29 protein-coding genes are annotated in these 25041 nt (G+C 44.4%); 4 read left to right on the forward strand and 25 right to left on the reverse strand.

The annotated features are described in order from the left end of the window. Position 1: 1 nt before the first annotated feature. Positions 2–577 carry a phosphonate C-P lyase system protein PhnH gene (gene phnH / locus BLU87_RS08515; RefSeq protein ID WP_092346773.1) on the reverse strand — a complete coding sequence of 192 codons (576 nt, stop codon included), beginning with the start codon at positions 575–577 and terminating at the stop codon, positions 2–4. Position 578: 1 nt separating this feature from the next. Then, complete coding sequence (locus tag BLU87_RS08520) at positions 579–1013, reverse strand: phosphonate C-P lyase system protein PhnG (protein ID WP_092346776.1); 435 nt, start codon at positions 1011–1013, stop codon at positions 579–581. Positions 1014–1377: 364 nt separating this feature from the next. Between BLU87_RS08520 and BLU87_RS08525 the strand changes: the two genes are divergently transcribed. Beyond that, positions 1378–1800, forward strand: a complete 423-nt coding sequence (locus BLU87_RS08525; protein WP_092346779.1) for a TraR/DksA family transcriptional regulator — start codon at positions 1378–1380, stop codon at positions 1798–1800. Between the two features lie 281 nt (positions 1801–2081). On the opposite strand, the gene BLU87_RS08530 is transcribed toward BLU87_RS08525, so the two are convergent. The 23 genes from BLU87_RS08530 to BLU87_RS08640 form a co-directional block, all read right to left on the reverse strand. Continuing rightward, the gene (locus tag BLU87_RS08530; RefSeq protein WP_217637462.1) at positions 2082–2636 is read right to left on the reverse strand and encodes a BMC domain-containing protein; all 555 of its coding nucleotides are present in this window, start codon (positions 2634–2636) and stop codon (positions 2082–2084) included. A gap of 59 nt (positions 2637–2695) precedes the next feature. Further along, on the reverse strand, positions 2696–3241 hold the full coding sequence (locus BLU87_RS08535) for a BMC domain-containing protein (protein ID WP_092346782.1): 546 nt from the start codon (positions 3239–3241) through the stop codon (positions 2696–2698). Beyond that, on the reverse strand, positions 3238–4590 hold the full coding sequence (locus tag BLU87_RS08540) for a 4Fe-4S dicluster domain-containing protein (protein WP_092346785.1): 1353 nt from the start codon (positions 4588–4590) through the stop codon (positions 3238–3240). Before BLU87_RS08540 ends, BLU87_RS08535 begins: the two co-directional genes overlap by 4 nt. Before the next feature lie 69 nt (positions 4591–4659). Continuing rightward, positions 4660–5103 carry a cupin domain-containing protein gene (locus tag BLU87_RS08545; protein ID WP_217637463.1) on the reverse strand — a complete coding sequence of 148 codons (444 nt, stop codon included), beginning with the start codon at positions 5101–5103 and terminating at the stop codon, positions 4660–4662. A 14-nt stretch (positions 5104–5117) separates the two neighbouring features. Next, complete coding sequence (locus tag BLU87_RS08550; protein WP_092346789.1) at positions 5118–5432, reverse strand: hypothetical protein; 315 nt, start codon at positions 5430–5432, stop codon at positions 5118–5120. Between the two features lie 37 nt (positions 5433–5469). Then, positions 5470–5745: a EutN/CcmL family microcompartment protein gene (locus BLU87_RS08555; RefSeq protein WP_092346792.1), complete on the reverse strand. Its 276-nt coding sequence runs from the start codon at positions 5743–5745 to the stop codon at positions 5470–5472. A gap of 5 nt (positions 5746–5750) precedes the next feature. Then, positions 5751–6347: a hypothetical protein gene (locus BLU87_RS08560; RefSeq protein ID WP_092346795.1), complete on the reverse strand. Its 597-nt coding sequence runs from the start codon at positions 6345–6347 to the stop codon at positions 5751–5753. Positions 6348–6361: 14 nt separating this feature from the next. Continuing rightward, positions 6362–7729, reverse strand: coding sequence for a phosphate propanoyltransferase (gene pduL / locus BLU87_RS08565; protein ID WP_092346798.1), 1368 nt, complete (start codon positions 7727–7729; stop codon positions 6362–6364). Beyond that, complete coding sequence (locus BLU87_RS08570) at positions 7726–8013, reverse strand: BMC domain-containing protein (protein WP_092346801.1); 288 nt, start codon at positions 8011–8013, stop codon at positions 7726–7728. Before BLU87_RS08570 ends, pduL begins: the two co-directional genes overlap by 4 nt. Before the next feature lie 68 nt (positions 8014–8081). Continuing rightward, entirely contained in the window at positions 8082–8366 is a 285-nt protein-coding gene (locus tag BLU87_RS08575) for a BMC domain-containing protein (protein WP_092346804.1), read from the reverse strand. Between the two features lie 56 nt (positions 8367–8422). Next, a complete protein-coding gene (locus BLU87_RS08580; RefSeq protein WP_092346807.1) occupies positions 8423–9868 on the reverse strand; it encodes an aldehyde dehydrogenase family protein in 1446 nt (481 codons plus the stop codon). Between the two features lie 5 nt (positions 9869–9873). After that, on the reverse strand, positions 9874–10410 hold the full coding sequence (locus BLU87_RS08585) for a BMC domain-containing protein (protein WP_092346810.1): 537 nt from the start codon (positions 10408–10410) through the stop codon (positions 9874–9876). Between the two features lies 1 nt (position 10411). Continuing rightward, a complete protein-coding gene (eutL, locus tag BLU87_RS08590; protein WP_092346813.1) occupies positions 10412–11065 on the reverse strand; it encodes an ethanolamine utilization microcompartment protein EutL in 654 nt (217 codons plus the stop codon). A gap of 18 nt (positions 11066–11083) precedes the next feature. Further along, positions 11084–11947 carry an ethanolamine ammonia-lyase subunit EutC gene (eutC, locus tag BLU87_RS08595; protein ID WP_092346816.1) on the reverse strand — a complete coding sequence of 288 codons (864 nt, stop codon included), beginning with the start codon at positions 11945–11947 and terminating at the stop codon, positions 11084–11086. A gap of 25 nt (positions 11948–11972) precedes the next feature. Beyond that, a complete protein-coding gene (locus tag BLU87_RS08600) occupies positions 11973–13340 on the reverse strand; it encodes an ethanolamine ammonia-lyase subunit EutB (protein ID WP_092346819.1) in 1368 nt (455 codons plus the stop codon). Positions 13341–13361: 21 nt separating this feature from the next. Further along, positions 13362–14795 carry an ethanolamine ammonia-lyase reactivating factor EutA gene (gene eutA, locus BLU87_RS08605; protein ID WP_092346821.1) on the reverse strand — a complete coding sequence of 478 codons (1434 nt, stop codon included), beginning with the start codon at positions 14793–14795 and terminating at the stop codon, positions 13362–13364. 196 nt (positions 14796–14991) lie between these two features. After that, positions 14992–16443 carry a histidine kinase N-terminal domain-containing protein gene (locus tag BLU87_RS08610; protein ID WP_092346824.1) on the reverse strand — a complete coding sequence of 484 codons (1452 nt, stop codon included), beginning with the start codon at positions 16441–16443 and terminating at the stop codon, positions 14992–14994. After that, positions 16433–17005: an ANTAR domain-containing response regulator gene (locus tag BLU87_RS08615; protein ID WP_092346827.1), complete on the reverse strand. Its 573-nt coding sequence runs from the start codon at positions 17003–17005 to the stop codon at positions 16433–16435. Before BLU87_RS08615 ends, BLU87_RS08610 begins: the two co-directional genes overlap by 11 nt. Next, positions 16995–17438, reverse strand: coding sequence for a EutP/PduV family microcompartment system protein (locus BLU87_RS08620; RefSeq protein ID WP_092346830.1), 444 nt, complete (start codon positions 17436–17438; stop codon positions 16995–16997). Before BLU87_RS08620 ends, BLU87_RS08615 begins: the two co-directional genes overlap by 11 nt. 10 nt (positions 17439–17448) lie before the next feature. Continuing rightward, a complete protein-coding gene (eutS, locus tag BLU87_RS08625) occupies positions 17449–17799 on the reverse strand; it encodes an ethanolamine utilization microcompartment protein EutS (RefSeq protein WP_092346833.1) in 351 nt (116 codons plus the stop codon). Positions 17800–18019: 220 nt separating this feature from the next. Beyond that, positions 18020–19123: a TRAP transporter substrate-binding protein DctP gene (gene dctP / locus BLU87_RS08630; protein WP_092346836.1), complete on the reverse strand. Its 1104-nt coding sequence runs from the start codon at positions 19121–19123 to the stop codon at positions 18020–18022. Between the two features lie 69 nt (positions 19124–19192). Next, positions 19193–20515, reverse strand: coding sequence for a TRAP transporter large permease (locus tag BLU87_RS08635; protein WP_092346839.1), 1323 nt, complete (start codon positions 20513–20515; stop codon positions 19193–19195). Then, positions 20512–21024, reverse strand: a complete 513-nt coding sequence (locus tag BLU87_RS08640) for a TRAP transporter small permease subunit (protein WP_092346843.1) — start codon at positions 21022–21024, stop codon at positions 20512–20514. The genes BLU87_RS08635 and BLU87_RS08640 overlap by 4 nt, the downstream gene beginning before the upstream one ends. A gap of 598 nt (positions 21025–21622) precedes the next feature. Between BLU87_RS08640 and BLU87_RS08645 the strand changes: the two genes are divergently transcribed. The 3 genes from BLU87_RS08645 to BLU87_RS08655 all read left to right on the forward strand — a co-directional run bounded on the left by BLU87_RS08645 (position 21623) and on the right by BLU87_RS08655 (position 24949). Continuing rightward, a complete protein-coding gene (locus BLU87_RS08645; RefSeq protein WP_092346846.1) occupies positions 21623–22390 on the forward strand; it encodes a DeoR/GlpR family DNA-binding transcription regulator in 768 nt (255 codons plus the stop codon). Between the two features lie 107 nt (positions 22391–22497). After that, positions 22498–23928 carry an NAD(P)/FAD-dependent oxidoreductase gene (locus BLU87_RS08650; RefSeq protein WP_092346849.1) on the forward strand — a complete coding sequence of 477 codons (1431 nt, stop codon included), beginning with the start codon at positions 22498–22500 and terminating at the stop codon, positions 23926–23928. After that, positions 23921–24949 carry an NAD(P)/FAD-dependent oxidoreductase gene (locus BLU87_RS08655; RefSeq protein WP_092346852.1) on the forward strand — a complete coding sequence of 343 codons (1029 nt, stop codon included), beginning with the start codon at positions 23921–23923 and terminating at the stop codon, positions 24947–24949. Before BLU87_RS08650 ends, BLU87_RS08655 begins: the two co-directional genes overlap by 8 nt. The last annotated feature ends 92 nt before the right edge of the window (positions 24950–25041 follow it).

Below are 25041 nucleotides of genomic sequence, written 5' to 3' on the forward strand. Positions count from 1 at the left end.
ATTAATTGTCTCCGATTCGGGTTGAACGAGGGATGCACATCAAGCGACTGTTCTGATCAAGGAATATGCTATCGATCCCCAAAGGGAACACAACATTAATGGTTTGCAGTTGTTTTAAATCAGCATCATCCCAGCCTTCAATTTGTGGATAAACGACATCTTTAATTCCTGGTCCGGTCAGTTTAGTTCCGGTTTTCTCGGTACCAGCGGTCAGTCGTTCGACACCAAACAGGATCGTTGCTCCAGCATTTGGCAATTCAGGTTGACCACGCTTAGCAACCGTGATTTTCCCTTGACTACTGCCCGACAGAGCAAGAAGAAAATCTGCTGCTTGAGGGTCAGTAAACTGCGCTCCTGTCTTTGTTGCAATTTTATCTTCCAGTTCTGGATTGTTATTGATCAGATGACAACTCGATTGCTGATCAACGATGGCGTCAAGTAAACGTAGCAGACTGGTCACAAATGTCGTTCCAACAGCGTCAGGCATCTGATAGATTTTTCCTGGACGACTCATTGCCTGTATCAGCTGACGAAAACACGCATGATTATCAAGACAATGCTGCGGAGAAGATTCCATGTTACTGCCCCGCCATCAACTCAAAAGACACCTTGGTTCCAGCTATCAATTTTTCCTCGGAGCGGCGCTGCTCATGAAGATTCTGTTGCTCAGACGCTAGAAGCTTTTGCACCCGACTTTTCAGCAATTCATTATCCCCCGCTAACAACACCTCGGCACAGGCCCTGGCCAAGGAACGTTCCGGCTCATCTCCGGTAACCATGCCAAATCCCCGTTTTCCATCCAGAGTCACTTCGGCACTGGAAACCAGGACTTCCCCTAAGAGAAATTCGCTATCAAAAGCATCCAGAACATGCATCATGCTTAAACCGGCTTTTGGTGTACTGATGATATTTATGGGGGCTGTTTCTGCCAGTTCCAGCAACTCGCGGATGCTTTCGCGGGGCATATCATTCACAATAGATGTACATATTTGGGTTTCATTTAAATGGTCCATATAGAAAATTTTCCTGTCTAAAAGTTGGGGCAATAACCGTATCCATACTGTTTAAAGCCAAGTTTTTATAAAATTGATGGGCGTCAGAGAGATACATCCTGCTCCGATCTGAACTGCCATGACTTTTGCGATTTGCTGATATCGCGCTGTTTGCGATGGGAGAAGTCTGCGACTGGCATGTTCAGGTCAAGTTAGGTCATCGTTAGAAGTATATGAATTTAGACAGCTGACAGTTGCTGCTAAGGAATGGAAAAAGATGGAATGGTGAGACATTAATGTGCCGCAAACAAGATATTCACACTTTAAAAATACAGTCCTAACATTTCCCCGCTAGAAACGCTCTCAACAAAAGGAGGGTTACCCTATGCAGCTTGAACGAGATTGCTACCAACCGCATCATGAAGAAAGTTATATGAATCTGCGTCAAAAGGAATTTTTTCGCGCAAAATTGGTTGATTGGCGGGAACGTCTTGATTCAGAAAGACAGGCATCACTGCAACGTATTCGCACAACTGATATGTCAGGTGGGGATGTAATAGATCAAAGTGTAAAAGAGCACGACAAAACCATGGATTATTTTACTCGGCGCCGCACTGAAACAACGATTGCTAAAATCAATGCGGCACTCAACCGTCTGAAAGATGGTTCATACGGTTACTGCCTGGAGTCAGGTGAAGAAATCGGATTAAAAAGGCTGCTGGCATACCCGATAGCAACCCTGTCAGTTGAGGCTCAGGAGTTTTCTGAAGAACACCAGCGCGTTCATCAATATTCCATTGCGCTCTGATCTGGCTCTATAGGCGGCTTAGTAAAGACAATTGATTGGGGGGGGGAATACCCTCTAATTTGAGCACCTGAAAGACTGTACACAAAAAAGCTCCTATAAAATTTCCCACATCTGACAATGCAGATGGCCATAAAATCATATAGGAACGAATGGGGATCATGCATGTAAAACCGACGTTTTTCTGCCTTTTTTATAATTTTTACGACCCAATCGGATTGTACTGATTGGGTATGATTTTTTTGAGTTTCGCGTTTATCCCTTCAACATAAGAGTTTAGACACTCACCTTGCCCTATTTGTCAGGGCTTCTATTATTGTAGCATCAGGAGCCGGAAGAACAACTGTCTCCAACAAATATCGATCAAGAACCTGCCGTGCTGCAGCGACAGCCTCTTCAACTTCAGCAATTTCACCATTCAAAATAAAATAAGACTTTCCGGAAATCCCCTGACCAACAACCAAACGTGCAAGTTGAACAGAAGCTTTCTTAAGCGCTTGATCCGCGGCAATGACTCCAGCCGAGACGGTTTTGCACTCTACTACCCCTATTGCATCACCTTCAGCTATTTCCCTACAGCGACCAACTCCTAGCAGGAGATCTGGATGGACATTGGAAATAACGAAACTACCAACCAAAGAATAGTCCGAGTCCTCAGCACTAGCAACTGCGGTTTCTACCGCAGAACGATCTCCTGAAATCTGAATAAAATAGCGACCGGCACAGATAGTTGAAGCTTTGACTAATGTGACATCGGCAGCTTTCACCATTTTGTCCGCCAGAAAAATGCCAACGGCAATGGTACGGCTTTCAACCAGCCCCAGGGTATCCAGATTCATAATATGTAACCTACAAACGCCATGAGCAAATAACCTCAGTAATAACTAATTTGTTTATTCTAGATCATTTCATTCAACAACTCAGGACGAGCATTAGGGATAATGACTTTGTTAACTAGCATCCCCTTTTCCCCAATTTTTTGCGCCCCAGTAGCTACAGCACTGGTCACCGCCGCAACGTCTCCGGTTAGGGTGCAGAAAGCCTTACCACCTAAAGCCATAGCCAAGCGAATTTCAATTAATTTGACATCTGCCGATTTACAAGCCTCATCGGCACCTTCAATAAGCGATGCAACAGAAAAGGATTCCAAAATCCCCAAGGCTTCTAATTCAGGGGGTGCATTTGTGCCGCTCAAAGCTGGAAAAATATCTGGGTGAACATTCGGAATGACAAAGGTATCAATGATTGCCTCGTCCAGGTCCTCATTGACGACATTAATAGCAGCTTGAACTGACGCAACATCGCCACCAATTAAAACCATATACTTACCAGAACAAATCGTGCGTGAAAGAATCAGTTCTATGGATGATGTTTTTAGCATCATGTCTGCAGACTGCATACCGGCAGCAATACTGGAAAGTTCAACTAAGCCGATGGAATTCATACGGATTCTCCTCCTGATTCAACCACAGCATTTGCGGTGATGCGGACATAACTATCTGTCACCTCTAAAATTCTTCCAGAAATGGGGGCATGAATTCTGGCACCAAGGCTACTACCGTCAGGCTCTCCTATCAGATCACAGATCTTGACAGAAGCACCAACAGAAACAACTGGGATAGCCGCTTTCCCTGCATGCTGCTGCAGCAAGACACGCACTTCTGTGGGGTCTGGAAACCCTTCGACAAAGGGAGTTGGAACTTCATATTTTGAAATCCGCAACCGACGTAATAAAGATTTGGTGGGAACCCGGCGATAGTTTTTCATCGAATGTATCTTCGGGGCCTTTTCCTGCTGATATGAATTGCCAGTCTCACGCATAGAAAATTTCGCCTGTTCACAGGCTTCCCGAGGAAATAGGTCTTCTGGACAAGCATAAAGGGTACAGAGGCCACAGGAACAACAATATGTTGCAAATTTGTTCCAGTACTCTGCCCCGCTTGTGGTAAAGCCAAGGGAACGCATCACCTTATGAGGTTGGACATCATAACCAAGCAGGTAACGGGGACAAATTTCAGTGCAAGCGGTGCATTGATCACAAGCAGACTTGCCAATACGATTCATCTGTTCAGGGGTACGGGTTTTTCGAGACACCAGATAATGGTCACTTGGCAGAACTATCAAACCGGCACAGGTTTTTGTGACAACGTCATCCAGATCAGTGGTAATTCCACCCATCAAAATCCCACTGATGAGCATAACAAAATCGCTCTGGGTTGCCCCCCCAGCAAACGTCAGAAGTTCCCTATAACTCGTCCCAATCGGCACCCAGAATGATTTTGGTTCTCGAACCAGACCAGCGACACTGACAAACTTGTGCGTCACCGGAACGTCCCTAGCTGCCATGCTGACATTTAATAAGGTTTCAACATTTGAGACAACACAGCCAACATCAAGAGGAATACCACCCGGTGGAATCAATCTCCCAGTTGCTAATTGAACCAGTTCATACTCATCACCAGCAGGATAAAAATCACCAAGTTCCAGCACCTCATACTCAGTATCTTCAACTGCATTTTTAAATATTTGCACAGCCCGACTATTTTTCTTTTTAATACCTACGATACCTTGTGTTGCGCCAGTGGCCTGCATCATCAAACGCAGACCATCAAGTATATCTACAGCCCGGTGGGTCATCAACTCAACATCTTTATGGATCAAAGGCTCACATTCAGCACCATTGACCAGGACATATTCCACCTGGGATTGCGCTTTTATGTGGGTTGGAAAACCACCACCGCCAGCCCCGACAACTCCGGCTCTCATTATTTTTTCGACAAGCTGCTTACTCATTCTCTGTTTCCTGACTCAAGTTTAGGTTACAAAAGAATCTTATTTGAGACCTTGTATATCGAAATGTCGTTATTGATTTTCCCAGTCTGCAGGATATGTTACATACAAAAATCTAGCAAACTCCGGGACGCTGAACTGAATAGCGGTATCTTTGGGAATCAGAATTACGTCCCCAGCTTCACCCACAATTTTTCTACCATCAATGATAATTTCAAGTCTGCCCTCGATGACATAATCAATTTCATCATACTTGAGAACCCAATCAAAACAGGAGCTTTCCATTTCCATGATTCCGGAACCCAAGCGAGGGCTTTCGTCCAAAGTAAACAAATCAGTCAGAAAAACCTTGTCACCCTCTTTGCCAGTATCAAAAGGTTTTGGTTTCACCTCTGCAGCCCGAACAGCTGTCACACCACTTTGTTTATCAACCTTTTTTTCAAAATGGGCTATTTCGAGTTGGCTCTGTTCAGCAATAACCTCACGGATTATTGTACGCAACAGATCTTTGTCCATGCCCCGGAGATCCATTACTTAAGTTTCTCTAGTTTTTCCATAACCTTCCGGGTTACCTCGGTAACAAGAGCACTGTCAGTGATAGAAAAATCATTTTTCAACAGTTGCTGGATACTGCTATTCAAATCTGATGCAGATGAATCTGTAGACTTTGGTGTCGATTTTTCTACAACTGCTGTCGCTTCACCGTAGACAACAGCAATACTTTTCTCCTGGAGATAATCCTTAGCCCCAGGGGTCAGAATCAGCGTTTTACCGACATAGAGCTTCTTCTCTTCGTGACAGATAAATTGTTCGACATTATCTCGTCCAACCAACTGCTTTGCCATATTTTACCTCGCAACAAACTCTGAGTTTTTAGAAGTTTCAGTTTTCACCTGGGACATCAATCTCATCGATAATCCCGATAATAGTCGCATCAACCAAAGCGTTCTGCATCTCAGCCGATTGACGTGCTGCACTTCCAGTCGCAACTAGAACTCGCTCTCCGATACCTGCACCAACCAGATCTGCTGCAACAAAACTCTCTTTTTCTTCATCCCGGCAAACATCCAGCCGCTGGACAATCATTAACTTCAGACCAGTCAAAGAATCATTCTTTCTGGTCGCCCACACATTACCAACCACATTGCCGATAATCATTTATGTCACCTTTCAGTTTTTTGAAGTTGAATCCCTCTTTCTCTGGCACAATCTAGAGCAAGGGGAGTCAATTGAGCATCAGGTAAAACACGTAAAACTGATATCCCCTGTTGGTGCGCTTCGATGATGTCCCTTTCGGTCACTAGGCGACGGCTAAAGCGAGAAACAGTTTGTTTGCCTGCTGCGACCCGTTGTAACCCAAACCCCCGGAGGGTCTCCTCGTAGGAGACATACAATTGGTAGAGAGGTTCCGGCGCTGTTTTTTCATATTTCAGGTATTCAAAATCAAAGATCTCAACAGTTTTCCCTGCAAGTAAAAGATCTAATGCTTTTTTCAACAATGGTCCGGTTGCCCTCCCCTGAACCAGATCTGCCATTTGGCTACAGGATAGTAAAGGTATAATTGTCCGTGCGGGAACAAGGTTGTCGTTGTTTTTATCCCAGAAAACAGCCATTTCGCCCGGTTCCAATTGTTGCAACACTGAACCAACCGTAGCATCTTCCTCACGAGCAAGAATCAGCACCTTCCGGGAGTCTGTCTCCCCTTGAAGCCGCCTTAAAACTTCCTGAACGATGGTCTGCACTAAATCATTAATAGCCATTTGCAAGCTCTTTCTCAGCTGCGATCGGTGAGTAACTGACCAGTCATTCCGGGAACCCAGCCACAAGCATTTCCTTCGTCAAAATCGATGTGCATGGCAAGCCGATAGTTTTCATTAACCCGAATCAGAATTTTCTCAAAAACCACTGACCTGACATCACCAATCCGAACACGCACCAGATCTTTATCCTTAACCCCTAGTCTGACAGCGTCATCCTGATGCATATGTAGATGGCGAGCGGCAACGATCAAACCTTCATCAATCGTAAGCGTATCAATATCAGTGACAATCTTCAGCCCTGTAGAACCCTGGATATCACCAGACTGCCTAATCGGCGGTGAAAGACCAAGAATCCGCGCATCTGTCGCAGAGATTTCGACCTGAGTGGCACCTCTGGCAGGACCGAGGACAGCAATATTCTCCAATGTTCCCGCAGGGCCAACAAGCCGAACCCTCTCCTGGCACAGATATTGACCCGGCTGTGATAATTCCCTAACCGGGGTTAACTCCTTTCCAAAGAGCTTTTGCACTGCAGCAGGACTCAAATGGACATGACGTGCGGATAATTCAACAGGAATATCCCCTTTAACGTCTGTAAACTGAGCCATTACTTTGGCAACAATCTCATCGACAACCGGATTATCCATACCATCTCCAGAGGTGTCTGCTTGCTGAGCAACTTGCAACATCAACACGTAAATAACGCTGCTCATTCGATTCAAAGCCTGAATAATGTCAGACCGTTCAATTCCACCCTTTGCAGAAAAAGCTGCTACCGCAGAGAGTTCGGCCCCTCTCACAAGAGTCCTGAGACGGTTCAAAGCCAGAACGGTGGTATCCATTTCTGCCGAAATCTCAAGATGCTGCAGGCCAAAATATTTTTGCGGGTGGTGTGATCTTTCCCTAATTTCAGTTTCGCTCATGCCGAGAAAAACACAGGAGACCAAGGGTTCATCAACAACTTCAGCCCGCAGAATTGCACGGGTTCGATCGAGCAATTCTCCCAAGGTCTCTCTCAAAGGAATTGCGCCGCACGGGACAACTTGTTTCTGCAACAGAAGGATTTCTGCCTGCAAACGGTCTAGCCAGCCTCTAAACACAATTAGCGGATGATCCTTGGGGATCAACTGATTTCCGGTTAACTGGGTCAGGTGCTCCGGCTTCTCCATATAGGTGGTTCCATCGGCAACAGCGATATAGCGCTGCACAGCAACACCGTCATTAGCAGCGGCTTCCCCTGTGACAACTTTTATCTTCCTGTCGCTAAGAAATTGAGCCCCCGCAGGAGTCAGAATCTGATCCTCACGAAGGTAAAAATTTTCAGGAATCTCTTTTAAAAAACTTGTCCTTAAAAAAGATTCCGTTATCACCTTTTCGATCACTTATCTCCTTTTCCAGGAAGGATCAGCTCAATTTCATCATGGGGACGCGGAATGACGTGAACACTTACAACCTCGCCAACTTTCTCAGCCGCAGCTGCTCCTGCATCAGTTGCAGCCTTGACAGCACCAACATCACCACGAACAAGTATAGCAACCAAGCCACTACCTACCTGAGTTTTACCAATCAGGGTCACATTAGCGGCTTTGACCATAGCATCTGCTGCTTCCAGGGCAGCGACAAAACCTCTGGTTTCTACCATTCCGAGTGCACTTAATACGGCCATAATACATTCTCCTTTTTTGTCTAGCTTTTGATTGTTAACATCACCGGGAAAGAGAGAGGCCGTAACCTCTACCCTTTCAATTTTGGCAAAAGAAGCTCCACCTCATCATGAGGCCTGGGAATGACATGGACACTGACGACTTCGCCAACTTTCGCTGCAGCTGCAGCTCCTGCGTCGGTCGCTGCTTTAACAGCACCAACATCTCCACGGACCAGAATTGCGACCAATCCGGTACCCACCTGGGTCTTACCAATCAAGATGACATTTGCAGCTTTAACCATGGCATCTGCAGCCTCAACTGCAGCGACAAAACCCCTTGTTTCAACCATTCCTATTGCACTTGATGTTGCCATTGTTGACTCCTTCAGCAATTAAGCAGATTAAAAAATAACTTCCGATAAACCTATATTTAAACATTCTCTGGAACATAGTTCATTTTCTTGAGCTGTTCATAGACCATTTGGGTAATAGCTTCAATATCAACTTCATTATTATCAGACTTTTGTACGACAGGACTGTCCAGTCCCCGGGCCACATAACGAATATTAAAGAGGTGTTGACCACCAACATTATCCGACGTTGAACTCCCCCCCACGAAGCCACATCCCAGAGTCAGAGAAGGGTCGAGATTGGTAGTGACTCCAACAGCACCAAGACTTGAAGGGGTATTAACCAATAATCTTGATACTGGCTGGGAAAGAGCAAAATGGCGAATGATATCTTCATTGTTTGAATGGATAGCCATAGAATGACCCAGTCCACCATTCTGAAGTAACCGGGTACAGAGTTCACCCGCTGACTGCCAATCGGGCACGGTATAAAACCCAAGCAGACAAGTCAGTTTTTCATAAGAGAAAGGGTAACCGGAACCGACGCCCTGCTCTTCATAAACCAGAAGTCTGGTCCCTGCAGGAATTTCGATCCCTGCCATTTGCGCCAATACACTTGCAGGTTGTCCAACGATAGCTGGATTCATGCTTCCCCGGGGACCTGTCATCAGACCTTTTACTTTGTCGGCAGCTGCTCCCTCAAGAAAATAGCAACCTTCAATAAGCATGGACTTTTTGACCTCTGCGACAATAGACTCTTCAGTGACAAGGGCCTGTTCGGAAGAACAGACGGTTCCATAATCAAATGTTTTACCAGCCATGATACGTTTGACTGCAGCCTGAACATCTGCACTCTTTTCAATAAAGACGGGGACATTTCCAGGGCCAACACCCAGAGCTGGCGTTCCTGAACTATAGGCGGCTTTAACCATCCCTGGACCACCCGTAGCGAGGATCAGATCTGCTTGACGCATCAGCTCACCGGTCCCTTCAAGTGTCGGCATAGTCGTCATGCTGACAAGCTCCTCAGAAATATGCATTTCTTTGAGAATTTGATGGATAATAGCAACCGTCTTACCAATACATTTTGTCGCTGTCGGATGAGGACTGAAAACGACGCCATTACCTGCCTTGAGTGCAATCATCGCCTTGTAGATGGTCGTTGAAGTGGGATTGGTCGACGGAATGAGAGCCGCAACAACCCCAGCTGGAACAGCAATTTTATCGATTTTTTGCTCCCGGTCTTCAGCAATCACTCCCACCGTTTTTACAGCGTGGATACGCTGGTAAAGTTTCTCAGACGCAAGTAAATTTTTCTGTTTTTTATCTTCCCAATTGCCGTATCCAGTCTCCTCTACCGCCAATTTGGCTAGATCTTCAGCCATAGCAGTCATAACTTTGGCGATAGCTTGGACAACCTGATCAACTTTCTCCTGACTCAATTTGGCAAAATCACATTGAGCCACACGGGCTTTTCGAACAAGATCCCTGGCTTCCTGGATCGAGGCTAAATCCTTATCTGCCATTGTATTTACTCCTTATCTTTCTGGTAACAGCTGATAATTGCGTCAATCAATTCATCTTTACGTGCCGACCTGATTATTTTTCTATCAAGAGCTATCCCTGGAATTTGTCGAGACAATTCTCTCAACTTAACAACATTCAATCTCGATAACTCTTCTAAGCTTAATTCGGGAACAATTTTATTAGAGACTCTTTTACCCGTGCGTTTCGGTTTTACGTCCTGCCGTTTCAATGGTTTTTTTACCGAATCAGATTTACTCTGCTTTTGTTTCACATCATCAACGACAAAACCCAGTCCCTCAGCAGTTCTGGCGATAACGGTTTGCGACTCAACTGAACCTACTTGCGCAGCGGCACTACAGCCGGAGTCAACCGCAACTTTGACCGAACTGACATCCCCGGAGAGCAATACGGAAACCAGACCCGAGCCAACATAGCGGCAACCAAGGAGCTCAACATCAGCAGACTTGAGCGCCGCATCAGCACCAGTCACAGCTGGAACAAAACCGATAGTCTCAAAAATTCCTAAAGCCTTATTATTCATTTCAATATGCCTTTGGTTTATCTGCAACCGCTTGAACCGCTTCAGCAAAAGCTTCACATGCAGCCATGCAAGAGGCTTGGCTGCCACTCAAAAGGCCTCCGCCAAAGTTGGTTTCTGAAGGCGGTGAAAAAAATTCCGCCATATTAACATCTGCCGCTTTTAGAGCCGCATCCAAAGCAAAGATTGATTCAATCGGCGGCGCAATCAAATAAGCCAACGACGTCCCCTCTTCAACACCAGCTATCTTGGATAGATAAGATCCGGAGCGCGACACACAGTGAGCATAATAGGCGATAGAATCATCTTCATTAGCACTGATAAAGGCTGCGTCATTTTCAATAAAACTGACCGCAGCATTCACCCCACTATGGACTTCCGCCGGGGTTGATCCAGCAAGAATACCGATAAATTCTCCAGCCAATTTGGTATTGGCATTGGCGGCTCCAGCATAGAACGATTTGGCATAAGCCACCTCAACCTGTGCCTTCTTCGTCGCTTCATCCAGAGCAGTGTAACCAACATCATCACAATCAACCGTCAATAGGCCCAGACTACTCTGGTCTTTATTCAGCCCGAATTGTGCAGCCATAGCTGGTGTCACCTTGGAGATTATCCTGATACTTAAAACTGTGGCGCGGAGGGCATCACCCTTCATCGTCGTTATCCTCTCGGGTTACTTTTTCAGATCTAGACCACTCGTCTTTTGATCTAGCATTTTCTTTACCACATCAGCGATATGTGCCCCAGCCTCAACTCCGGGAATACCACCCCGGTGAATATTGGAGATAACCGTCCGATTAGCTTCAGGCATACCGACAGACGCGTTATAAGCCATATAACAACTCATACTTTCAGCTGTCGCTAATCCGGGTCTTTCGCCAATCAAAACGACGGTAACTTCCGGCCGCAATATTTGAGAAACAACATCCATCGCGGGGACTCGCCCATAGCGTAGAAAAAATGGCTTCCCGACCTTGATACCATATCCTTCCAATCCTTGAGCCAAGGCCAAAAAAGTATCTTTGGCATTTTTTTCTACAGCCGTCGAGCTTAACCCATCTGAGATATATACCTGCACCTTTGCCTGCTCTGAACAGTACTCCCTTAGCGCTTCAGCATTCTCGTCATCCAGTTGTCGCCCCAGATCAGGGCGGGTCAAAAATTGATCCTTATCAGAGCATTTAGTCTTCACTTCAAGAAGACCCCATTCTTTAACAAATTCTTCAGGAACATCATTAAAGACAGCATCCTGAGCGATCGCATGATCGGCACGGAAACGCAATGAAGGCTTGGTCAGATATCGGGGTCCGGTACGCCAGATACCGATGCGCGATGCTGTTGCCCCTTTGAACTTCAAATAGGCTTCTCGGTTAGATGGGTCGGGAACCAGCAGCTGTTTTCTTAAATTTTCGCTTGTCAGATCAGCCTGGGGTTCTTCTGCCGTTGAACTCAGGGGTACAGTTTTCAAAGAAGGATTCTCAGTTTGCCCCATCTCTCTGAGAACATCCGCAATCAGTTGTTTAATATTAGCTTCCATATCTACCACGATTCCTTCCCCAATTTTATCCTTTGAAAAACAGTGATGCATCGCCGGCGATTTGGCTCAGTCGTCCATTTTCATAGATGCCCATTTTTTCCAGCCAACACTCAAATTCCGGAATCGGTCTCTTAGTGAGAAGTTCCCTCAAGGCTGCTGCCTCATGATAGCCGAGGGATTGATAATTGAGCATGATATCGTCACCCTGCGGAACAGTGATCAGATAATTACAACCAGCTGTTCCCAGCAGAACCGCCAAGTTTTCAATATCATTCTGATCCGCTTTCATATGATTGGTATAGCAAGCATCAACACCCATTGAAATTCCGGTCAATTTCCCCATAAAGAGATCTTCAAGCCCGGCACGAATGACCTGTTTACTGTCATAGAGGTACTCAGGACCAATGAATCCCACCACAGTATTCACCAGGAAAGGATCAAAATGTTTAGCAAATCCATAACACCGCGCTTCCATTGTCACCTGATCAACATCGTGGTGGGCATCAGATGAGAGTTCAGCACCCTGTCCGGTTTCAAAATACATCACATTTGGGCCAGTCGCTGTCCCTTGTTTGAGCATCAGATCTTTGGCTTCTAAGAGCATGGCGGCATTAAGGCCAAAAGCAGTGTTACCCTTCTCACTCCCGGCGATACTTTGGAAGATCATATCGGCTGGCGCACCTTTTTTAACCGCCTCCATCTGCGTGGTAACATGCCCCAATACACAATTCTGGGTCGGTATCTGATAGGTCTCTTTAATCTCCTGGAACATGTGCAGGATGTTGGACAACGACTCAACGGTATCATTAACAGGGTTCAAACCGATCAGAGCATCACCGGCTCCGTAACTTAACCCCTCAAAAGTGGAAATTCTGATACCATCGAGATCATCGGTAGTGTGATTTGGCTGGAGTCGGAACGCAAGCACCCCAGACTCCCCGATAGTGGTATTACAATGAGCACAAATATTGATCTTGCTCGCCGCATAGATCAGATCCAGATTAGTCATCAGTTTGGCGACGGCAGCCACCATTTCAGAGGTCAGCCCCCTGGAAATCCGGATAATATCTTCACCATAAGTCTTGTGACTCAGCAACCATTCCCTGAATTCCGCAACGGTAAAAGATTTGATTTCTGCATAGATCTTTTCATTGACGGCGTCCTGATCAAGACGAGTCACTTCATCAATTTCATAAGCAACCGTCGGATTATTTCTCAAGTCCGCTAAGGTTAAATCGGAAAGCACCTCTTTGGCAGCAACCATTTCAGCAACAGTAGCAGCTGCAAGGCCAGCCAAACGATCACCAGACTTCTCCTCATTGGCTTTCGCCAGCACCTCTTTAAGGTCCTTGAATTCGTACACGATTCCGGACAGTACCGTTTTCAATTTCATCAACGATTCCTCACCTCTGGGTTAAGAATTGAAAACCAGCGTTTTAACAATGACAGGAACAACATTTCCATCCACGAGCTCCCGACCAATATCAATATAGTCACCGTTCTCAACTTTTATCGTATCAATACAGATGACATCCTTTTTAAAACCCAATTGACTTCGTAATGTTTGCCCCATCACCTTAGCCAGATCTTTTTCTATGATCACAATTAGTGGACAGGTTTTACAAAGGATTCCCTGCATCCCCTTAATAACTTCACTTGCCAATTCAGTCACATCTGAAAATCCGAGACTATCAGGCCCTTTGAATGCAAGAGCAAGATTTTGCTTTTCCCCCTGAAGATTGAACCACTGAACTTTGCGGAGTATCGCTTCACCCCATAACCTCAACGGTAATGCTTCATCTTCCGGAGATAATTTGAGCACCGGGATGTTCTGCATCGGCAAGACTCCGGGTGAAACAGAGATAGTACTACCACTAATACCAGTCGTATGTGACCCTGCCCCAACAACCGTGGCCCGAATCGTCTCAACAGAAGGCAGAATTTCAAACTGCTGAGTAATTTTTGAACGGGTAATTGCTTGGCCAAGAGCAATTCCGATATCGCCATAGCGAAAATAATCACCACTACTTGAACCTTGAATACAGTCAGCAACTCCTCCTGAAAATGACACATAATCAATTGGATAATCACGCCTCAGATCATGATCGGTCAGCATTGTTGCCAATTGCGGGGTAACAGGAACAAGCCCTAGAACCTCCTCCAGAATACCTGCCATGCGCATAGTGATAGCTTCGATCGTCCCCGTACTCAAAGTTTGATTCTCGGCAACCGATAAATCCATAGAACGGGTTAGACTGCGCATTTTATCAGCGATATAGCTGATTGTTCCTCGTTCATTCTGGAACCGTATCAAACGCCCGCCAATATCAAGGCAAGCCGTATCTATCACCTCTCCATTTCTAAATACGGCGATATTGGTTGTCCCACCGCCGATATCCAGATTAACGACTGTTGCGCCCCGATGCTTTGATTCTTGGCAGGCCCCCGCCCCTTTCCCAGCGATAATACCTTCCAATGTTGGACCCGCCGTAGCCACTACAAATTCACCGGCCAGACCACTCAACGCACGTAAAACAGTTTCAGCATTTTGTTTTCTCGCAGCTTCGCCTGTAATAATGACTGCCCCGGTTTGTACCTGTTCCGGTCTGATTCCGGCAGAGTGATATTCTTGTTCAATCAGCTGTCGGATTTTATTTTCATCTATTTCTTGCTGTGATTTTAGTGGAGTAAAGTGGATTGCACTTCTAAACACCACTTCTTTAGCAATAATTTCTATCCGCGGTACCGATATCAGAGAGGCAGTATTCTCCAAAGTCAGTTGACTGAACACTAACTGGCTCGTTGTCGTCCCGATATCTATTCCAACGCTGAGAATTTGTTCTTTCACCAATCACCTATCATCAGCCTAAATGAGTAAATCGGATTTACTGATTCAGGATAAAAAAAGCCTGAAATCGCATAATACAATAAAAATGCAAGCTCAGGCTTCAACGCCATACTCGCACACGCCGTTGTGTACGAAATTTTTAATTCTCTTCTCTGAGACCTCCATTGAATAATGTAAGTCTCCTGGAATCAATCAGTCAGATTGCTTCAGCTCCTGACTTGTTTAAAGGGAAGTCAAATAGTACCTTTGTACCACGATGGCTTGATTCAGTTGATAAAGTTCCTTTCAACTTTTCGGTTACAATTCTTCGAACAATCAGCAATCCAAGTTTTTCTGAAGAATCTGTATTCAGATCAAAACCAATGCCATCATCAATGATGGAAATATTAGAGTACATTGCCCCCTTGCAGATCTCAATATCTATCGTTCCTGAGTCTCTTCCGGTAAATGCATACTTCAAACAGTTCTGGGTGATTTCGTTGACAACAAGCGCAATTGAAGTTGCCGTATCAGAATCGCACAAAAATGTATCCCCTTTAAGATTGATAGAAATTCCCTTGCTGGCAAGAAGACTATGTTGCACGGTATTTATCTTAATCTTCCGCAGCATAGTCAAGATATCAACATCATCTTTACAATCTTCGGCCAAGATTTCATGGGTTGCTGCAATACTTAAAACCTGACTGATACTTTCGTTAAATGCGGCTTTCGCAGAATCATCATCAACCCTTCGACATTGAAGCTTTAAGAGGCTTGCTATCGTCTGCAAATTATTCTTAACCCGGTGATGTATTTCACTGATGGCAACGGTCTTTAAAACAAGTTCTCTTTCTTTATTTTTTACATCCGTCACATCATTGATAAGCATGACAACACCGGTAAAGTTGTCATGCTTATTTTTCACATAGGTATATTTAATATGAAAGATATAATTTCCAACTTCAAGATCATTTAGAGTAATCTGCTTCTTTGCAAGGATGTTATCAAATTCAACCCCATGAAAGGTCATGTTTGTAAAACTAAGCCCCTGAAGCCGTTCAATATACCCGAGGTCACGATAAATTTTCTCAGCTACCGGATTTGCATATGTACAAACTCCAGAATGACTGAATGTCACAATTCCATCAGTAACATGGTATGGGAGGCTGTTGTCTCCGTTACTTGGAAACGTCCTTCGCTCAATTAGCTGTTCCGTGGTCTGGGTCAAGACAGATAGCTTTTTTTCTGCCCTGACGGTTTCAGTCACATCTTTTTCAGCAATCAGTGCCCCAATAACGACTCCAGACGAATTTTTAATCGGTGACACACTTTGACGAACACTTTTATCCTCCTGAGTCACGCCACTCATATCCATTGTCGGCATGCCGATTTCCAAAGTTCTGAGAACAGCAGGTTCTTTACTTCGGTGGGCAAACTTGCCAACAACCGAGCCTGCATAAAGAGATTTGACTGAATACGGCCGAGCCTGAGCTACCACAACAGCCACATCGGGATCTCTGGTACAGCAGTCAATGAAAATATCCGCCCCCATTAATTCAGCTACGCTATCCAGACATTCAGCATTTCTTTTTATTTTCTGAATATCCACCTCATTCAGGTCAGAATGCTGCTGGCAAAGGGCCACAAGCATAAGCTCCTCAAACACCATTCAGCAGGATAGCTTTAGCAATATCTTTCATCGGCCTTCCTTTATCCATACTGATTTTGCGAATTTTTCTATAAGCATCATCTTCACTGAGCTTGTCCTGAGCCATTAATATTCCTTTGGCCCGTTCAATCAACTTTCTCCCTTCAAGTTCATCCTGTGCCTTGCGAATGTCTTCTCTCATTCGATTCATCTCCACCCCCTTCGCAATGGCAACTTCTACCATAGGAAGTAGAGAATCTTCAGATACGGGCTTAACCAAGTAACCTTCAACACCGGCATCTTTAGCTTGGTCGACAAATTCTTTGCCACTGTATGCCGTCAGCAACAGAGTGCTTCCTGCCAGCTTCTCGTCTTTAATCAGCTTAGCGACCTTCAATCCATCAATCAGTGGCATTTTAATGTCTAAAACAGCCAGATCCGGATGATGCTCCCGACAGAGATCCAGAGCATCAAATCCATCTCCAGCCTCTCCGACAACGTCATAACCGGCCCCCATCAAAATCTCATACATGTTAAGGCGCGTTATAGGTTCATCATCAGCAATGACGATTTTATATGTCATCCATATCCACCTTAGTCAGAGATTCCCTTAATAACTGCAATCCAGTTTTATCGATTGCACTTGTCATGATTATTTCTTCAGCTCCAGCACGCCTGAGAAACTTTTCAGCTCTTTCAGGATTACTGGATTCCTTATCCACCTTGGTCACTATGCCAAGGATCCTCTTTTTGAACATAGATGAAAAATTGGGTGGATATACGCTGTTTATCAATGTTGCATCCTGCACCAAAGCAACAATATTACAACCAACTGAGGTGGTCAGAAGTGCCGGGTAGAGGCGTCTATTCTCTAAAAACTCCCCAGGAGAGTCGATAAATATCCCACTGAATGTAATCGCTTGGGTTTTTTTGTAAACGATTTTTTGTTCTTGAAAACTCTGAATCAATGTTGTTTTGCCACATCCAGTCTTGCCAACAAGCATCACTTTATTCATCAAGATCTCACTAAGATCGGGTTATTTCTGTTATAGCAAAATGTAAAACCGTCTCAAAAACATCAAGCACACTCATAATTGAGGATTCAACACTGGCAACATCACCAACAATGACAACTGCCCCACCAAATCTGTCCAGAAAACCTATTTCAACATCTGCCGCTTTCGTCGCAACATCAGCCGCGATAATTGCAGCCTCTCCAGGAGTAATCGTCAGAATACCAATAGCTCCAGCAACCTCTTCGTCAAGACCAAGGCTCTGACAAATCGATTTCTGTGGATTCGCAATCAGATGTGCCAGAGTCAATTGCTTACCTGGTACATACTCTTGAATCATGCGTTGCTTATCTTCGGACACCATGAACTCCACAAAAAAAATGCCTGCAAAAATTATAATAATCTATGCAAGCATTCACCGCCTAGGATCATACTTCGTTGCATGACCATCTTCTTTTTCTATAACGCTATTTGACTAATTTAGCAAGATTATTAAAAAATTCCTGAAGGCTACCAGTTAAAAATCTACTAATTTGTAGCTTTCGCCTCTGCACAGATACTTACAGAGGCGAAAGCATTGAAGCTTAGCTGTACCGATACGGAACGCCTGCTTCGTGCATCACTTTTGAATATTCTTTAAAGATATTAACAACTTTTGCAGCTCTTGGGCTGATAGAAGACATATCATCCCAGAATTCTTCAGCGTCTTTTACAACTTGATCCCATTCCTCGGTTGGAATAGTCGTCAATTCCATTTTCTTACCACCAACACGTAGCTTGGCTTCACCGCCCCAATACCAAACTTGACGGTAATAATGAGAACTATCCATGGATAGCTTAAATAATTCTTGCAGATGTGGAGGTACTTTCTTCCAGCTCTTACTATTAGCAAAATAAGAACCAAACCATGCACCAGTTACGTTGTTCAGCAAAGCATAGTTGCAGACATCGGCCCAGCCAACTTCGTACGCTTCTGTAAAACCACACCATGCTACACCGTCAAGCTCGCCAGTTTGAATTGCAACTTCAATATCATCCCAAGGTAAAGTGACTGGAACTAACCCATAACGAGATAGGAATTTTCCAGCAGTAGGAACACCAAAAACACGCTTCCCTTTCATGTCAGCAAGACTATTAATCGGATTTTTTGTGAAAATGTGCAACGGATCCCAAGCTCCTGCTCCAAGCCATTCTACGTTTCTGACTTCATCGTAGGCTTCTTGCCAAATTTCATTTAGCCCATAGTATTTAAATAATACGGGAACATCTAAGCTATAACGAGTAGCGAAAGGGAAATATCCACCAAAAACATTTATGTCAACGGGAGAAGCCATAGTTGCATCATCGCTCTGAACGGCATCAATCATCCCGTTTTGCATCGCACGGAATAGTTCACTGGTAGCAACAAGCTGATCAGCAAAGTAGAGCTCAATCTCCATCTGTCCATGAGCAGCACGATTGAATGCTTCAATTTGCGGTTGGATAACATGGGCACCCAAAGCAGCCCCTGAATAACTCTGCAGACGCCATTTAATTGGATTAGAAGCAGAATAGACATAAGGAGCACTGAAAACTGTCGAAGCTGCAACAGCTCCTGTTGTAGCAATACTTGCCTTCTTTATGAAATCTCGACGGCCGTTTTTCTGATCTTGAGGCTGGGGCTTAGTTACGATTTTTTCTTCTTTCATCGTTAAACTCCTCTGTTTGATGTTAGAGATAAGTGCTATGGATGAACTCTCAAATAAAAAACTTAATGCTTATTTTGAATATATATAGTCAGGCAACCACAGAGTAATCTGTGGGAAAATCATTATTAATACCAAAGCAAAAACCATAATCAATACAAACGGAATAATAGAGCGGTAGATATCCGGCAATGTGATTTCTTGAGGAGCCATGGCACGCATTAAAAACAAATTGTAGCCAAACGGGGGGGTCATGTAGGCGATCTGACAGGTGATTGTGTACAAAACTCCATACCAGATAGGGTTGAACCCAAGAGAAATAATTAATGGCACATAGAGTGGAGCAACAATAACCAGCATGGCCGTATCGTCCAGAAACATTCCCATGACGATATAAGACAACTGCATCATGACAAGAACCTGCCAAGGGCTTAGTTGCCACTTTGTAATAAATAAAGCCTCAATAGCTCTGACTGCACCGATCCCGTCGAAAACAGCCCCGAAAGAAAGCGCTGCAAGGATAACCCACATAAACATACAAGATATTCCGAGGGTTTTTCTGACCGACTCCTCGATCACTTTGCGGTTAAAAGAACCCTTGGCTATTGCAGCGATTGTTGCTGCAGTAGCACCAACAGCTGAACTTTCCACCAGGCTGGTAATCCCCATCAGAAACAACCCAGTCATAAAGAAGAAGATCAAAAACGGAATAATACCGGCTTTTAATAGCTTTAATTTTTCTCTGAAAGGAATATCCAGTTCTTCTTCACTGACGGTAGGAGCGAGGTGAGGCTGAAGCTTACATCTAATAACAATGTAAATAGCAAAAAAAGCTGCCATCATTAAGCCAGGAAACACCCCCGCAAGCCAGAGCCTGCCTACAGGTTGACGAGCAATCATACCATAGAGAACCAGAACCACACTGGGGGGAACCAATATTCCCAAAGAACTACCCGCTTGAACAACACCGGTAATCATCGTCTTATCATACCCACGCCTCAACATCTCAGGGAGCGCAATTGTCGCACCTATGGCCATTCCCGCTACACTTAGGCCATTCATAGCTGATATGACAACCATCAAACCAATCGTGCCAACAGCGAGCCCACCATTTATCCTGCCGAACCAAACGTGGAACATGGTGTAAAGATCATTGGCTATACCCGATTCCGAAAGGACATAACCCATATAAACAAATAAGGGCAGAGTTAGCATCGGATACCAGTTAAACAATTTGAATGCCGCGTTAAAAGGCATTTCAATCGCACCATTGCCATAGAGCAAAAGAGCAGCAGCGGCAGAAACAAACCCGATCGCGGCAAAAACTCGCTGACCAGTCAACATTAGAAGGAGCATCCCCCCAAACATTGTCAGGGCGATTAATTCATAACTCATGAGATTTTGATTCCTTTAGCTATGGCCAAATCCTTGAAGAAAACTGCTACTGATTCAAGTATCATTAAGAAAATTCCTGCGACCATGATAATTTTGATGGGGATCATTGAAGGGTTCCATTGAGAAAAGTTTCGCTGGCCATACTCAATCGCGTACATAGTGCTGGAAATGGAACCAATGAGAAGAGTAACAAGATAAAAAACCAGAAAAAATGTTGTAATAACATCAACCTTGGCCCGATTTCTCTCTGAAAAGCGTTCATAAATCAAATCCATCCGCACATGCTCTCTCAAAATCATAGAGTAAGCGCCACCAGCGATATAGTAGGCTGTGATGATAAATTGAGCCATTTCAACGGTCCACGATAGTGGCATATGCAACACATTTCGCGTCAATGCGCCTAGGAGCAAGACACCTATCATTACAAAGATTAAATACATTACAGCTCGACCAATTTTGATGGAAATAGCGTCAACATATTTGACGTAAAGAACAATAAACTTTGGCATTACTCCTCCAAATTCAAAAGTTGCACCCGCTGGTAATCAAAATTCAGGACAAAAAAAATGCTTGCAGAAAGAAACAAATGTTTCTTCTTACAAGCATCATTGCTTCGCCACCCGTCGTTGAGCGACAATGTACCGATGTTCAGCGTATTATGACATAACACGGTTCTACTTATCTTACAAGAACCATTTCAGACCTTTTTTAACTCATAATTAAGGGATAAACTCACTATCAGCGTGCAAAAAGGTCATCAGTCAATACAAAATAAAATCATTAATAAAACCAAAACATCATCTTTGATTGTTCCAGTCACAGGTATTTTAGAGGTAAGTCAAAACATGGATCATAAAGCACTGACAAGAATAAATCTTGATATGAATCCTTTACAGGATTACACATTCCCCCCCCCCTGAACAAGCATTTTTTTTGACTAAACAATCATCAATGGTTTTTGCCATGACAATTTTTCATATTATTGACAATCAATCAGCAAGACACTACTTTAGATAAGGTAAAGGGCCTTAACTCATTTCAACCCATCACTTAACCTGTTGGATCTCCGTCATAATAACTATCCGTAAGCTAGCTAGGAATAACCTCATGAACCCAGCAAAACGACAATCTGACATTATCAACAGGATAAGGCAAAAAGATTTCGTCACCGTAAATGAATTGTCTAAAACTCTAAATATCTCAAAAGAAACAATTCGACGTGATCTGACGGAACTCGCCCGAAAAGGTCTAGTTCAAAAAGTTCACGGAGGAGCCTCTCTCCCTGCAGTAGCTGGTGAAGGTCCTTTTAGAGAGAGGATGGGAAAGAACGCAGCAGCAAAAATAAAAATAGCTGAAGCTGCTGCAGAACTCATTTCCCCAGGAGAAACTATTCTTATTGATACCGGGTCTACGACCTTGTATTTCGCCGAAAAACTAACCTTAATTCCCAAGTTAACAGTCGTAACAAATTCAACTCAAATTGCTAAAACAATCAGCTCAGAACCCTCCTATTCCAAAGTATTTCTTCTCGGTGGAGAGTTTTACGGAGACAATCGGCAAACAATCGGTAGCATTGCAATTGAACAATTGAAATCCTTCCGGGCACATCATGCCATCTTGACAATCGGCGCTCTCGATACCCGCACTGGAATTATGGATTATAGCATAGAAGAGGCCCAGCTAGCGCGTGCCATGGTTGACCAAGCGGAATCGCTGACAATACTGGTCGACAGCTCCAAATTTAATAAAATTGCATCATTTGAAGTCTGCAATCTCTCCAGAATAACGAATCTCGTTTGCGATATACCACCGTCAGCAGAATTAAAAACTGAACTGATGAAAGCTAAAATAAATATTATCGTTGCTAACCTATGATCTAAACTCCTCCCAATTATTAATGCATTGCAAATCAGACCAATTGATCACAGATTATCAAATCTTTTAGAATTGACTGTTCGGTCACTTCTATATACTATTCAGTCATGGATACTCCAAAACATCAAAATAATTTCTCTAGCACAACTCAAATAATCGCCCGCGCCGATGTTGCCATCATTGGAGGAGGAGTCGTTGGCTGTGCAGTAGCCCGAAAACTCACCCTTGAAGGGGCCTCTATTGTCTTGATAGAGAAAGGAACTGATATTCTTTCCGGTGCAAGCAAAGGGAATAGTGCAATACTCCATACCGGTTTTGATGCTCCGATTGGCTCTTTAGAATGGGAGTGTGTTCAAAATGGTTACAATGAGTATTTACAGATCAACAAAAGCCTCAATCTACCACTCCAAAAAACTGGAGCCCTTATTGCTGCCTGGTCAGAAGAACAAGAAGCAAAGTTCTCTGACATCCTTAAAAAAGGAAAAGATAATAACGTCCACGATTTGCAACTCTTGAGCCGCAAGGAGATCCTTGAGCTTGAACCTAATCTTGGCAAGAACATACGTTCAGCCATCGTCGTTCCTCGCGAGTTTATCATCGACCCATGGTCAACTCCCCTTGCCTATTTACAACAGGCTCTTGAAAATGGAGGAAAAGCGCTTTTTAATGCTGAGGTTACTGATGGTGAATTCGATGGCATGAGTTGGCTTTTGAATACGCAACGTGGTCATGTTAAAGCAACACATGTCATCAATTGTGCCGGTCTCTACGGCGATATTGTCAATAGCAAAGTCCTAGGCAATTGTGATTTCACAATCAAACCCCGCAAAGGGCAATTTGTTCTCTTTGACAAGGCAGCAAGAAAATTACTTAGTTCTGTCATTTTGCCCGTTCCGACGGCCAGAACTAAGGGGATTGTTCTTTTTCCAACAATTTTTGGTAACGTTGCTGTTGGTCCAACTGCTGAAGATCAGGATGGAAGAGATGATGCCTCTGTGGATAAAGAAAATCTTCAAGCTCTTCACAATCAAGCTTTAGAAAAAATACCGGCTCTTGCCAATATCCCAATAACGGCAACTTTTGCAGGAATAAGACCAGCAACGGAGAAAAGTGAATATCAAGTCAGCCAGGATCCTGATCGCAACTGGATCACTCTAGGAGGGATCCGATCGACAGGACTAACCTCTTCCCTTGGGCTCGCCCAGCATGTTCATCAGCTACTCTTACAAAGAGGCACTGAGTTTAAGCCACTGGTGAGCCCTATAGTCCCTTCCGTCCCAAATCTTGCGGAAAATCAACCCCGCGATTATGAAACGTCAGGGTACGGCGAAATTGTCTGCCACTGCGAAATGGTAACTGATCGTGAAATCAATGCTGCGATGAAAGGTTCGATGCCAGCTGGCAGTATTGCAGGATTGAAGCGGCGCACCAGAGCAACCATGGGACGCTGTCAAGGTTTCTACTGCTCAGCGCGTCTGGCTGAACTCACCAAGGGAAAATTCGAAGATTCTATTGACGTGGGGAAAGCTGATGTCTGACCCTTTAAACGGTAATAATTATGATGTTGTCATAATAGGGGCGGGACCAGCAGGTCTATCTGCAGCACTAACTCTTAAAAAATCTGGGATTGAATCCGTTTTGGTGGTCGATCGCGACTCAGAGGCAGGGGGAGCCCCCCGCCATTGCGGTCATCCACCTTTCGGTATCCGAGAATATAAACGGATCATGACTGGCCCTTCATTTGCAAAAAGGTTGGTCCAATCCGCACGCGACAACAGTATCAAAATCGCACTAAAAACAACCGTAACAATGTTGCAGCCAGCTGGTAACATTACAGTCAGTTCACCTGAAGGGATGGGAAAAATTACCGCCAAGCGCGTACTCATTGCTACCGGTATCCGCGAAACCCCAAGATCTTCTCGATTGGTTTCAGGAGACAGACCACTTGGAATTTGCACCACAGGTACGCTTCAATCAATGTATTACCTGAAAAAGTTAATACCGTTTCGATATCCCGTTATCGTGGGAACTGAAATCGTTAGTTTTTCTGCCCTCTCAACCTGCAAAAAGGCAGGGATAAAGCCTGTTGCAATGCTTGAAGAGAATCAACGCCCTACTCTTCGCTGGCCACTTTATTATGCAGCGCAAGCATTTGGCGTTCCCCTATTATTGCAGACTCAAATCGTCAAAATCATTGGAGACCCTCGTGTAAGAGCTGTCTACGTGGCCGAAAACAAAGGGAACATTCGTGAAATTGCCTGCGATGGGGTTCTATTCAGCGGTCAATTTACTCCTGAATCAACTCTGGCTCGAATGAGCCATCTTGATCTTGACTATGCCACCAACAGTCCAATTGTTGATCAATTTGGGCGTTGTACAGACCCAACTTATTATGCCGCCGGAAATGTTCTCCAGCACGCGACAGGAAAGAAAGCTCCAATCTACTATAATCCTAGCAACCTTCCACAACCTGTTGATGTTGCAGGTAAATGTTGGGATGAAGGCCAAATCACTGCCCAGTGGATAGTTCAGGATTTAGCTGGTAATCTTCCCCAGTAGACCGTCAAACTTCATAAGAACCTACTGCAACTACGTAACCACAGACAGCAATCTGATTTTGACTTTTATGCAGATAAAATGGCAATAAAAGA

This window comes from Desulfuromusa kysingii, assembly GCF_900107645.1.
In the GTDB taxonomy this organism is placed as follows: Bacteria; Desulfobacterota; Desulfuromonadia; order Desulfuromonadales; family Geopsychrobacteraceae; genus Desulfuromusa; species Desulfuromusa kysingii.

Excerpts from the sequence above, each read along its gene's own strand:
- BLU87_RS08610 (WP_092346824.1), bottom strand. The coding sequence starts at position 16,443 with ATGGTGTTTGAGGAGCTTATGCTTGTGGCCCTTTGCCAGCAGCATTCT.
- BLU87_RS08570 (WP_092346801.1), bottom strand. The coding sequence starts at position 8,013 with ATGGCCGTATTAAGTGCACTCGGAATGGTAGAAACCAGAGGTTTTGTC.
- BLU87_RS08525 (WP_092346779.1), top strand. The coding sequence starts at position 1,378 with ATGCAGCTTGAACGAGATTGCTACCAACCGCATCATGAAGAAAGTTAT.
- BLU87_RS08640 (WP_092346843.1), bottom strand. The coding sequence starts at position 21,024 with ATGCCAAAGTTTATTGTTCTTTACGTCAAATATGTTGACGCTATTTCC.
- BLU87_RS08560 (WP_092346795.1), bottom strand. The coding sequence starts at position 6,347 with ATGGCTATTAATGATTTAGTGCAGACCATCGTTCAGGAAGTTTTAAGG.
- BLU87_RS08650 (WP_092346849.1), top strand. The coding sequence starts at position 22,498 with ATGGATACTCCAAAACATCAAAATAATTTCTCTAGCACAACTCAAATA.
- eutS (WP_092346833.1), bottom strand. The coding sequence starts at position 17,799 with ATGGTGTCCGAAGATAAGCAACGCATGATTCAAGAGTATGTACCAGGT.
- BLU87_RS08550 (WP_092346789.1), bottom strand. The coding sequence starts at position 5,432 with ATGGCAAAGCAGTTGGTTGGACGAGATAATGTCGAACAATTTATCTGT.
- BLU87_RS08600 (WP_092346819.1), bottom strand. The coding sequence starts at position 13,340 with ATGAAATTGAAAACGGTACTGTCCGGAATCGTGTACGAATTCAAGGAC.
- BLU87_RS08540 (WP_092346785.1), bottom strand. The coding sequence starts at position 4,590 with ATGAGTAAGCAGCTTGTCGAAAAAATAATGAGAGCCGGAGTTGTCGGG.
- BLU87_RS08545 (WP_217637463.1), bottom strand. The coding sequence starts at position 5,103 with ATGGACAAAGATCTGTTGCGTACAATAATCCGTGAGGTTATTGCTGAA.
- BLU87_RS08655 (WP_092346852.1), top strand. The coding sequence starts at position 23,921 with ATGTCTGACCCTTTAAACGGTAATAATTATGATGTTGTCATAATAGGG.
- BLU87_RS08535 (WP_092346782.1), bottom strand. The coding sequence starts at position 3,241 with ATGAATTCCATCGGCTTAGTTGAACTTTCCAGTATTGCTGCCGGTATG.
- BLU87_RS08555 (WP_092346792.1), bottom strand. The coding sequence starts at position 5,745 with ATGATTATCGGCAATGTGGTTGGTAATGTGTGGGCGACCAGAAAGAAT.
- BLU87_RS08645 (WP_092346846.1), top strand. The coding sequence starts at position 21,623 with ATGAACCCAGCAAAACGACAATCTGACATTATCAACAGGATAAGGCAA.
- BLU87_RS08530 (WP_217637462.1), bottom strand. The coding sequence starts at position 2,636 with ATGAATCTGGATACCCTGGGGCTGGTTGAAAGCCGTACCATTGCCGTT.
- eutL (WP_092346813.1), bottom strand. The coding sequence starts at position 11,065 with ATGAAGGGTGATGCCCTCCGCGCCACAGTTTTAAGTATCAGGATAATC.
- BLU87_RS08580 (WP_092346807.1), bottom strand. The coding sequence starts at position 9,868 with ATGGCAGATAAGGATTTAGCCTCGATCCAGGAAGCCAGGGATCTTGTT.
- BLU87_RS08585 (WP_092346810.1), bottom strand. The coding sequence starts at position 10,410 with ATGAATAATAAGGCTTTAGGAATTTTTGAGACTATCGGTTTTGTTCCA.
- BLU87_RS08520 (WP_092346776.1), bottom strand. The coding sequence starts at position 1,013 with ATGGACCATTTAAATGAAACCCAAATATGTACATCTATTGTGAATGAT.
- dctP (WP_092346836.1), bottom strand. The coding sequence starts at position 19,123 with ATGAAAGAAGAAAAAATCGTAACTAAGCCCCAGCCTCAAGATCAGAAA.
- BLU87_RS08635 (WP_092346839.1), bottom strand. The coding sequence starts at position 20,515 with ATGAGTTATGAATTAATCGCCCTGACAATGTTTGGGGGGATGCTCCTT.
- BLU87_RS08615 (WP_092346827.1), bottom strand. The coding sequence starts at position 17,005 with ATGACATATAAAATCGTCATTGCTGATGATGAACCTATAACGCGCCTT.
- phnH (WP_092346773.1), bottom strand. The coding sequence starts at position 577 with ATGGAATCTTCTCCGCAGCATTGTCTTGATAATCATGCGTGTTTTCGT.
- BLU87_RS08620 (WP_092346830.1), bottom strand. The coding sequence starts at position 17,438 with ATGAATAAAGTGATGCTTGTTGGCAAGACTGGATGTGGCAAAACAACA.
- BLU87_RS08575 (WP_092346804.1), bottom strand. The coding sequence starts at position 8,366 with ATGGCAACATCAAGTGCAATAGGAATGGTTGAAACAAGGGGTTTTGTC.
- eutC (WP_092346816.1), bottom strand. The coding sequence starts at position 11,947 with ATGGAAGCTAATATTAAACAACTGATTGCGGATGTTCTCAGAGAGATG.